At 78.5% G+C, this 502-nt stretch carries 1 protein-coding gene; it reads right to left on the reverse strand.

Annotation, left to right across the window (positions count from 1 at the left end; translation table 11 throughout):
• Positions 1 to 502, reverse strand: a 502-nt coding sequence (locus tag KS423_RS47065; RefSeq protein ID WP_224285720.1) for a 3'-5' exonuclease, incomplete at both ends; no start/stop codon positions are given.

Below are 502 nucleotides of genomic sequence, written 5' to 3' on the forward strand. Positions count from 1 at the left end.
CGCGCCGGTGCGCGCGCCCGGGGCGGCGGAGCCGGGGCGCAGCCCGTCCAGGAAGCGGCTGGGCTTGCGGCCGGCCCGGCCGCCCGGGGAGCGGGAGAGCGACCAGGAGAGGGTGAGGTGCTTGCGGGCCCGGGTGACGCCGACGTAGAGGAGGCGGCGCTCCTCCTCGACCTGCTCGTCGGTCTTGGCGTAGATGATCGGCAGCGTGCCCTCGGTGAGGCCGACCAGGAAGACGGCGTCCCATTCGAGGCCCTTGGCGGCGTGCAGCGAGGCCAGCGTGACGCCCTCGACGGCCGGGGCGTGCTGGGCGGCGGCGCGGGCGTCCAGTTCGGCGACGTAGGCGGCGAGGTCGGCTCCCTGGCCGGCCGCGGTGCGGGTGCGCTCGAACTCCTCGGCCAGCCGGACCAGGGCGGCCAGGGACTCCCAGCGGTCCCGGACGGCGCCGGAGCCGGCCGGGGGCTCGGCGGTGAAGCCGCGGGCGGCCAGCACCGCGCGGACCTGG

Origin of the sequence: Streptomyces sp. LS1784 (assembly GCF_020103755.1) — a bacterium.
In the GTDB taxonomy this organism is placed as follows: domain Bacteria; phylum Actinomycetota; class Actinomycetes; order Streptomycetales; family Streptomycetaceae; genus Kitasatospora.